6 protein-coding genes and 3 pseudogenes are annotated in these 9421 nt (G+C 53.3%); 2 read left to right on the top strand and 7 right to left on the bottom strand.

Features of this window, described 5'->3' with window-relative positions; translation table 11 throughout:
• Positions 1-105: 105 nt before the first annotated feature.
• The 4 genes and pseudogenes from A1351_RS24375 to A1351_RS25120 all read right to left on the bottom strand — a co-directional run.
• Entirely contained in the window at positions 106-1539 is a 1434-nt protein-coding gene (locus A1351_RS24375; protein ID WP_157096088.1) for a hypothetical protein, read from the bottom strand.
• Between the two features lie 16 nt (positions 1540-1555).
• Positions 1556-2176: a glycosyltransferase gene (locus tag A1351_RS25115; RefSeq protein ID WP_198162208.1), complete on the bottom strand. Its 621-nt coding sequence runs from the start codon at positions 2174-2176 to the stop codon at positions 1556-1558.
• 742 nt (positions 2177-2918) lie between these two features.
• The gene (locus tag A1351_RS24380) at positions 2919-3812 is read right to left on the bottom strand and encodes a 50S ribosomal protein L11 methyltransferase (protein WP_157096089.1); all 894 of its coding nucleotides are present in this window, start codon (positions 3810-3812) and stop codon (positions 2919-2921) included.
• Positions 3813-4194: 382 nt separating this feature from the next.
• A pseudogene (locus A1351_RS25120) lies at positions 4195-4602 on the bottom strand (IS630 family transposase); the annotation flags it as partial.
• Here A1351_RS25120 and A1351_RS25740 point away from each other — a divergent pair.
• A pseudogene (locus A1351_RS25740) lies at positions 4559-5356 on the top strand (IS110 family transposase). The pseudogenes A1351_RS25120 and A1351_RS25740 sit on opposite strands and share 44 nt — an antisense overlap.
• Here A1351_RS25740 and A1351_RS26100 read toward each other — a convergent pair.
• The 3 genes from A1351_RS26100 to A1351_RS23690 all read right to left on the bottom strand — a co-directional run bounded on the left by A1351_RS26100 (position 5277) and on the right by A1351_RS23690 (position 8528).
• Positions 5277-5582: a helix-turn-helix domain-containing protein gene (locus A1351_RS26100; RefSeq protein ID WP_198162211.1), complete on the bottom strand. Its 306-nt coding sequence runs from the start codon at positions 5580-5582 to the stop codon at positions 5277-5279. The pseudogene A1351_RS25740 and the gene A1351_RS26100 sit on opposite strands and share 80 nt — an antisense overlap.
• 279 nt (positions 5583-5861) lie before the next feature.
• Complete coding sequence (locus A1351_RS04115) at positions 5862-7355, bottom strand: hypothetical protein (protein ID WP_064032313.1); 1494 nt, start codon at positions 7353-7355, stop codon at positions 5862-5864.
• Positions 7356-7364: 9 nt separating this feature from the next.
• Positions 7365-8528 carry a glycosyltransferase family 4 protein gene (locus A1351_RS23690; protein ID WP_083967113.1) on the bottom strand — a complete coding sequence of 388 codons (1164 nt, stop codon included), beginning with the start codon at positions 8526-8528 and terminating at the stop codon, positions 7365-7367.
• A 95-nt stretch (positions 8529-8623) separates the two neighbouring features.
• Here A1351_RS23690 and A1351_RS23695 point away from each other — a divergent pair.
• Positions 8624-9421: pseudogene (locus tag A1351_RS23695) on the top strand (IS5 family transposase); the annotation flags it as partial.

The raw sequence follows: 9421 nt of genomic DNA on the forward strand, positions 1-9421 counted from the left end.
TCCCGATGATCTGCTCTTCTGTGAACCGTTTCTTCTTCATCGTGTCCGTCCTGCAATCGGCCGGACTCTAATCGATGCTGGTGGGATTTTTCAGGGGCAGGTCAATCACGACTCAGCTACTCCTGCGCCGCCAAGGCGAGGCAGCCCTTTATACGTGCGGTGCATGTCCTTCGCGCTAGCCGACCGCACGACTTGGCGTTTCGACGAGGCCGCAGCACATAGCCCAATTGCGAACCATCCAAGGCCGTTGATTGAGTTTTGCCCTACCAATTGTCCGGAGAGGGCAGTCACGGCAATTGCAGAATAAAGTGTCATCGCCAAGGTACCTTCGGGCAGCTTCGCGGCAAGAAGACAACGCCATCCCAGCCACCCTGTCATCCAGATACGGAACAAGGCAACAGCGAACCAACCTATCATTCCTAAATCATAAACATGACGGTCCCAGTCACTCTCAGCCGAGAGGCTGAGGGGGATGTAACCAAGAATTACCGCAGCATTTGTTCCGTAACCCGCTCCATATCCAAAGAATGGCACGCGATCGGCGAGCGCGAATACATTCGTGAACGTGCCGAGGATTCGACCAAACGTGCCCAGCTGATATTCGCTAGATTCGTAATAGTCTGCCTCTGTGAAGCGCACCATGTATGCATCGAGCCGCTCCGGTACAATATAAATCATAACAATTGCAACTAAGGCAGCAAACATTGCGGCTACCAACACGATCTTGGTTGCAACAAGACCGCGGCCTGACATGGCCGTCCCCACAACCGCACCCAGCAAGACAACCGGAACCATAAAAAGCACCGACCTCGATCCGCAATACAAAATAATTACAACCGCCGCGAGCATTCCAAAGGAAAGTAGTTTACGATTTTGTCTAAATAAATGATGACGTCCGGACAACATCCCCAACACAGAAGCAAATACTACAGTGGAAAAAAGACCATTGCCAGCGGAGGACGTAAAAAGGCCCGTTCCTCGCACCAGTCCTTCAGCTAGGCCAAGGTTTTCGAACATGGTTTCCTCATCGGCTCCGAAGCCCTGATTTATGGGACTATCCGGCGGAAACCACGATTGTAGGACCATCAGCGGCGCAGAAATAAGTGCACCAATCATTACTATTTTTATAGATCCGACTACATCTCTGGATTCAAAATTATCACGGATAACCTGCACAAGAGGAACATAAAGTAAATAGTTTCGTAAAGCGTACATTATAAGAATGGGGACAGGAGGATTTGGCGAAGTGAATATTTGAAGGATTACGATAAAAAGAATCCCGAACAAGCCAAAAACCGGAGCGATCACGAATGGTGATGCCTTCATGCGGCCTTTGCTTATGGCGAATATGTAAACTGCAGCAACAAGCGGATCCCGAAGAAAAATAATCAACTTCTGAGCTACTGGAAATACAAAAACCCATTTTCGAAGCGCACCTTCGAATACAATGAAGATAAGTATGATGTATACCATCTTCACAATAGTCCTTCGATCAGCTTCCCGGCTGCTGACACGCAACTTGTCGATATCCGGCCGCATCGTGCATTTCACCTGCTCAGGCTCTCAGGCCCATTATCTTGCGTTCAAATTGACGGAGGTAGCTTTCTCCGACACAGCGCTTCTGATGTGATGAAAGGTGCCTCCCGCGGTCGTCCGCGTCGACATTCATATTCATCGCTACGGTTAGGCCGTCGGCAAGCGCGCGCGGGTTATTGGGAGGGACCAGTAGACCGCAGTCTCCCAAGGCTTCTGGCAAACCGCCGACATCAGAAGCTACTGCAACACACCCCGCTGCGATTCCTTCGAGAGCAACTACCCCGAATGGCTCGGGCCAAATCGAAGGAATAGCCATTACCGAGTGATTCCTAAGTTCATCAGCAAGTAAATCTCCGACTAGGTACCCGACAAATCTGAGCCTGGAAAGGTTAAGTTCGTAAGCTAAGTCTTGCAATCTCTCGCGTTCAGGACCATCACCAATAATTGTACATTCAACGCAGATCCCCTGCTCGTCGAGAATCGCTAGAGCTTGCAACAAAACGTGGCAACCTTTGGCATGTATAAGACGTCCAACGAAAACAACGCTATTTCTGGGCTTTGCGTCCTCAAGCAAAAAGAAAACTGCATCGTCGTAAGGATTAGGTATTACAATGGAACCATCTCCAACGTGCTCCGCCATAAATCTACTCACCGAGATGCCATACGCGTGCCTCGCGAGCCGCTTTTTTAAGATACCAAGGGTTCGCTGCCAAGACGTGCCCGAATCGAGAAGCATGTGGTGTGTTACGAACCACGGTCTCCGCACGAATATCAGTGGCCAAAGCGACTTGAACCCAAGACAAGCTTGATAGAAAATGTCGCACCATGTAACCAAAACTAATAGTTCACGAGCGCTTGGTTGGCGGACAATTTTATAGTGGTACGACACCGACCCTTCAAGGTCTTTGCTACGCGTCACAACGACCACGTCATGTCCTTTGGCCAGAAACTCCATGGCCAAGCTATGAGTGACGGTTTGAAGCCCGCCAATTTCGGGAAAATACCTCTCGGTGGTTATAAGTATCCGCATTCGTGATGCCTTTCCTTGCGCCAGCTTCAAGATGCAGAATTCACCGGCTACGTGAGCTGAGCCTGTCAACTGCAATCGCGTTAGGCTGCAATGGCTTGCAAAAAATAGAGGCGGTGTAGAACCGCGACGGCAAAACTGTGCGATAGCCGCCGGTCGCTCCGCGCTGGAATCACCGCCGGCCGCAAAGCGCGCTCGCACCATTGTTAATAGGTTCTACCGCCAGCTTTGAATTCTCTTGCTGCTCCTTTGGGGTCTCATTGCGGCGACTCCGAGGAGATACGAGACGTCTTCGCCGGCCACCGCAGAGCGCTGGATTAGCTCGATCAGTTCTTCCCTGGGAAGCTGCTCCCAATCAGCGCGCCTCATCCCTATGTTGGATCACCGCGGACAAGCGAAGCCACAGTTGTGGAATTCTCCGTCCCTCCGATATAATTTCAAGAATATCGGGAGTTCTATCTGAGATCAATTGAAGCTTCCACTCGTCTGGCGTCGCCGCGACAATTTCGACGCGATGAGTTGCTGCAAAACGGTGGAGGAGACGGTATGTAAGCCCGGGGCGTTTATGTTCGTGGAGTTCGACAATGATATCGGCAGAGAGGAGCCCTGGAATCCGTTTGGGATCGAGAAGCTCATCCTCGTCACCTTCGATGTCGACGAAGACCAGTGCGTGTTCGGCCGTTATCAAACGCGACTGAAGCTCGTCTTGGGAGCACACCCCCGCTATGGTCACTCTGTTTTCGACTCCGTTAATGCGCGCAAGTGAAGCTGCAAGTTCTTGAGCGCGCTGATCAATGTCGTATGCAAAAACTCGAGCACGTCGGCAACGATACGCAAAACCGTTGGCATAATAGCCTTCAGCGCACCCCACATCGATGATCGTGTCGTATTTGTCTTGACTTGCAATTTGCTCAACCCACTCAGCAAGTTCATTCTCATAAACACCGAGTAACTTTGCGCCTAATACACTACCTGCTGAAGCAGTAGTGTACTCCATTCCAGAAAATGGACCTGATTTGATGAATGTGCGGTCGGATTCTGCGCCAAGTGAAGCGAGCACTTTGCCGTTTTTTTCGTGTATCCTCCGCTCCATTTCGTCGTTCGAGCTCGCAGACCGTCGTCGATCAAGTCCAATAATAGTGCTAACATCTTTCAGTAGCCCCAAAAGAAGGGGTGATATGTAATAAATTCGCTCGGTTAACGTCTTGGCCTCGTGGATTTCCGTCCAGGCTTTTGCGAAGCTACTCATCTCGCCCTCTTAGTTTGTGGTTGAAGTGCACTTTTTTCTGACGAAATATGGAATTGCTTCGCAGGGCAGTTCAGTTCTGCGCTGTGAAGGCGGCTCGAACCCACTTTCAGACGCCGGTGGAGGCCCTCCACGGTATGCGGCTCTTCCGACACCATCACATGCGTGAGCGCGATTCTGTCCGCATTGCACAGCTCCAACATCATATGCGTGGGTTACGGTCGGCGAAGGCGTCGAGACTGCGGTGCGGCGTCTCCGAGCGGCTCGCTGTCGTGGAAGTCGCGGGCAGCGACAGGGCCAGCCGCCTCGCGATCTGGCGAGGGCAACAGCGTTGTCTCCAAGTAAGGGCCCCTTCGGGAACCTATCTGATACTAATCCTCACTGATTAAAACCTATGCACCCAATCGCGCAAGCCGATGGACATGATGCGCCACGGCTGGTCGACGAGCTTGTTCCAGGCGGCGCAACAATGATCGACGATATCGTCGTAGGATTTGAAGACGCGGTTGGACAGCCAGTTATCGCGCAGGAACTGCCAGACGTTTTCGTCCGGGTTCAGCTCTGGACATTTTGCCGGCAAGGGAACGAGCGTGATGTTGGACGGAACGACCAGCTTGTCGGTCATGTGCCAGCTGGCGCGATCGACGACGAGAGCGGCGTGGGCGTCCGGCGCGACCGTTTTGCTGATTTCGGCGAGGAGCAAATTCATTGCATAGGTGTTGCAAGCGGGGAGAACGAGCGCCGCGCCTTTGCCCTCCTTTGGACAGACGGCGCCGAAGATATCGGTCGAGGCGGGCTTTCTCGACCGCTGCGCTCCGATCGCCAAGGTCAACCCTAGCCAGGCGCGTCGCTTCGCCAAGGCCGCCGGCAAGCTCGTCAAAACCGATCGCGCCGACGCCGCCATGCTGGCGCACATGGGAGAGGTTCTCGACCTTGAGCCCCGCCCTTGCGTCAGCCAGACCATCGTCGAGATGAAAGAGTTACATCTGGCGAGAGCCGCGCTCATCAAAGACTGCACCGCCGCCAAAAACCGCACCAAGGCGATCACGCTTTCTCTGCTCGAAAAGCAGAACAAAAAGCGCCTCGCCGAAATCGACGCGAAAGTCGAGGAGATCGACGCCGCCATCGAGCAGCGCATCGAAGGCGCCCCGCTCCTCGCCCGCCGATTCGTAATTCTCCTCTCCATACCCGGCGTCTCGAAAATCACCGCTTTCGCCTTGCTCATCGAAATGCCGGAACTCGGCGTCCTCCAAGGCGCACAGGCGTCGAGCCTCGCCGGCCTTGCGCCCGTCCAATGACAGTCGGGCGCGTGGAGGGGCCATGCATTCATTCGTGGCGGCAGAGCTTTTCTCCGCCAAGCCCTTAATATGCCCGCGCTCGTCGCCTGCCGCTTCAATCCACAGATGAAGGCACGTTATGCCAGCCACGTCGAAGCCGGAAACCCCGCCAAGATCGCTATTACCGCCGTCATGCGCAGAATGATCGTCCTCGCCAACGCCTTGTTGCACGACGACCGGATTTGGGCCGAAAAAGCCCCTTGCGTATAACGGATACTCTAATGGTCTGTTCCGAGACGACGACGCGGAACTCCTCGAATGTCCACTGGCACTGATCGACGATCCGCCAGCGCACGACGCCATGGATAGCGGGCGTCGGCCCTTCTTCGATGAGCGCGGCCAGCGCCGCTCGATGCACGGCGTCGAGCCGTGAGGGTTGTCCGAGGGCCTTGCGATCGACGAGCCCTTCCAGCCTATCAGCGTTGAAACGCAGCACCCAGTCGCGAACGACATGGAGAGTGACGCCGCCGATTTTACCGCCTCGCTGCGCGCACCGCCATCATAGATCGACGCCAAGGCGACGAGACGACGTGCTTGCGGGCCGTCCTTCGAACGCTTCGCGATCGCCCGCAAGGAGCGCGCACGTAATCGACCCGAAGCCCAATCGCCGCCGCCATGACGAACCTCCCTGTGTTCGCCAAGTCGAATCAAATTTCAGCCGATTCGGGAATCCCACAACATGCGTCGGTATCTCAAAGGACTAATATGAACAAAGCTATCCCAATCTGCGCCAAGCCTTCAATTCGTTCAACAGATACCGGAACGCTGCGGCCCTACTGCGCCGGTTAAGACCGAGCATTGCAATCAAAATGACGGCAAACGGTGACCAGATCACAAGCCCAGCGATAGCCTGCGATGCAAACAAGCGCGCTGAAATAGAAACTGCAAGAGCCCCTAAAGAGTAACTAAGCAAAAATCCGATAGTGGCAACAAGTAGGCTTGAGCTCATAGAGCGGACTGGGGACGCGATCAGATGCATGCTGCCAACCGCTCCTAGAAAGCCCCCCATGGACACAACTTCAGCAAGACTGACTGCTAGTGCCATGCTCAGCGCGCCGCCAGTTAACGCTGCACCAATTCCCACCGTTACGACGAGAAGGGTCTGTAATACATACGCCCGCCCGACGTCCGCAGGCATTCCAGCAAATGAAAGCACAATCGCGGTGATGTTCCCAGTCACAGTTAATAAAGGAGAGATGGAGAAAACGAGGAGCAAACAAAAATCAGGGCGAACTGCGCCCTTAGTCCATAGATCAACCACATCCATGCCAAATGACGCCAACGCACCGGCAAGAACTCCATTTAAGGCACTCAGTATTCTCACACTCGTGTGAAGCAAGGTGGAGAATGCTTCGGTGTCACGGAGCGCGCGCAGCCGCGCAAGCTCGGTGCCAAATGATAGACCTAGTTGACCGCACACCTGACGGATTACTCCTGAAATTGTCCGCACCAAACTGAACTCCACGACGGACTGATTTGCGGCGCCCGCGATCCCTAGCAGGAGAATGGGAGTGTGGATGAACGCGATCGAGCCAATCGAAAAAGAAAAATACACGGGACATTGTTTTAATAAGAACTTAATCTCCTGTGCCGACGGCACCCTCGGCATCAATGAGAACCCAGGCAGTAACCTCCTCATATCAAAAAACATATACAAAATTCCGGCAGCGCTTGTGGCCAGCTGCGTCCAAGACGCCATTGATATATCACCACCAGCCGAAACAGTCACGCCGAGCGCTATCGTCTGAATAAGCAACACGCCATTGGCCGTTAACAATCCGCGGCTGTACATGTCCGCCATGCGATAGAGAGCGCCGAAAAATCCAGCCCATATCCATATAATTGCGGAGGTTGAAAGAACAACCACAGTGCTCGAATACCAGAACAGCAAAAATAATGAAGCGCCAATCCCAACCAAACAGAGGCAGACGAGTGCGAAACCCGTAGTTTGGGTCGCACGCTCGGCGCGCTCGTATTCCTCTCGAGTCCATGCAATGTGGGCCGCGCTGGCAAGGTACGAAATAAGGCCAGCCGAAAAAAGCGAAAAAAAACCGGCAATGGCATTAGAGGTCAGCCATGAGCTGTAGACTTCCACTTTCCAATTTAATAAAAGTATAGGAACAATTATTATCTGTTGGCTTAAGCGCGTAAACAAATCAAATAACTGCGACACCCCGTTTGTAACAATTTTTATTGTGCGGCTCTGCATGAAAGGTTCTCAATTTTTTCGTGCGACCCCTCGGAGAACTGCAAGTGCCTTTTCGGCGTATGATTCCCATGAGACAAGATTTTGCACTGTGCTCGCGCCTCCTCTTCCTATTGCAGCAGAAAATTCGGGGTTCCGGTAGAATGCCTCGATGGCGGAAGCAATGCTGTCGACGTCGAATGGTGGCACGATAATGCCATCTTCTCCGTGAGTTATAAGATCTGCGACGCCCATATTTTGGGTTACGATGCTGGGAAGGCCGCATGACAAAGCCTCCAAAGCTGCTTGTGCAAATCCGTCTTCGACGGAGGGAAGCACAAAGATATCGGAATTAACCAGTAGCTTTCGTAGTTCGTGGTTTGGAATGCTGGAATAATGCGTATAGCAACCGTCAAATCCGTTCAATACGGATTCCGCAGTTCGAGACAAAGATCCGACCAAGATCAATTCGGCGTTCGGCAGGGATAGCTTGCGCCATGCCTCAAGTAAGTAACGTTGACCTTTGCGGGCCGAGATCGTTCCGACACAAACAACGCGGAATTTGTCGTGCTGCTTGCTTTCGTCTAGAGTCCGGGGCTCGAAAAATCTGGGCGGTGCGGCACCAAGTATCACAGATATTCGGTCCTCTGGGAAACCATTTTCGACAAAACTCTTCTTAACAAAAGAGCTATCCACGATTAACCAATCGCAAGTTCGGAGTTCATCAATTTTCCGTTGCGTGATAGAGTCTGGAATTGTTCCCCTTTTTAAACCCAGGCGTTCGGCCTCGCGGTTCACCAGATATGCGTAAGTAAGGGGGTGCGAATTAACGGGATGTCCTACGATTCGTGCACCCCTTTTTTTTGCAAAACGAAGAACGCGATCAGCGATCCCGCCTGTAACCGCTTCAACAACATCGCAGTCCTCCCAAGAAGCCATGACCGCCGCTTGCCAAGCCTCACAGATTCCTATGTACAGCTTGTCTTCGTTAAACAAGGGGTTGAGCGCGAGCCCTACGTGCAAAAGGTACTCCTTCGGCCAAAAATTTATCAGTTTCTCTTTCTGAACCCCCAAATTTCCCGCAGCAGTTTTCATTCGGTGAGAAAAATAGAATTTCCCAAGTTCATTTGCTTTGTCATAGTATTGAATATAGTTTCTGTAGCGGAACAACCCGTTCACGCAGACGTTTATCTTCATTGAATCCCATTCCTAAGTGTCGGTCCGGAGACATATTGAATCGGATGAATCGCTTGTGATTCAATGACGCGGTCTGATTCTCGCGGAGGCCGCCGATGTGGACGAATGAAAATCGCGCGCGCTACGAACGTGGCAAATTGCGCTACCCGAGCGAAGTGACGGACGCGGAATGGGCGCTCGTCGGACCGCTGATCCCACCGGCGAAACGGGGGGCGGGAAGCGCACGGTCGAGATGCGCGCGGTGGTGAACGGCCTGATGTATGTGCTCTCGACCGGTTGCCAGTGGCGTGCGATCCCGAAGGATTTGCCGCCCAAGAGCACGGTCTACGGCTATTTCGATCTTTGGACATACGACGGAACTCTCGATCGCATCCATCATGCTCTCTACGTCAAATGCCGCGAAGCGGCGGGGCGCGAGGCCAGTCCGACAGCCGCGGTCATCGACAGCCAGAGCGTGAAAAGCCCTGAAAAAGGGGGGCTTGCATCGATCCGCACGGCTACGATGCCGGAAAGAAGATCAAGGGCAAGAAGCGGCATATTCTCGTCGATACGATAGGCCTTCTGCTTCATGCGCTCGTTCATCCCGCCGACATTCAGGATCGCGATGGCGGCGTTCTCGTCCTACGCACGATGTTCGGCAAATTCCCGTTTCTGCAAAAGTTGTTTGCAGACGGCGGCTATCAGGGCCCCCAGTTCCGCGACGCACAGAAGAAGGCCTTGCCATTTGTCGACACCGAGATCGTCAAGCGCTCGGATGCGGCCAACGGCTTCGAGGTTTTGCCCCGCCGCTGGGTCGTGGAAAGAACCTTGTTCATGGCTCGGTCGCTGCCGAAGGTTGGCCAAGGACTTCGAAAACCTCAATCGCAAGGCGCTAGCGTTTCTTCACCTCGCCT

Origin of the sequence: Methylosinus sp. R-45379 (assembly GCF_001644125.1) — a bacterium.
GTDB lineage: Bacteria > Pseudomonadota > Alphaproteobacteria > Rhizobiales > Beijerinckiaceae > Methylosinus.

Bases quoted from the DNA above. Each gene is read 5' to 3' on its own strand.
- A1351_RS25115 (WP_198162208.1), bottom strand. From the start codon at position 2,176: ATGGCGGAGCACGTTGGAGATGGTTCCATTGTAATACCTAATCCTTAC.
- A1351_RS24380 (WP_157096089.1), bottom strand. From the start codon at position 3,812: ATGAGTAGCTTCGCAAAAGCCTGGACGGAAATCCACGAGGCCAAGACG.
- A1351_RS23690 (WP_083967113.1), bottom strand. From the start codon at position 8,528: ATGAAGATAAACGTCTGCGTGAACGGGTTGTTCCGCTACAGAAACTAT.
- A1351_RS24375 (WP_157096088.1), bottom strand. From the start codon at position 1,539: ATGCGGCCGGATATCGACAAGTTGCGTGTCAGCAGCCGGGAAGCTGAT.
- A1351_RS04115 (WP_064032313.1), bottom strand. From the start codon at position 7,355: ATGCAGAGCCGCACAATAAAAATTGTTACAAACGGGGTGTCGCAGTTA.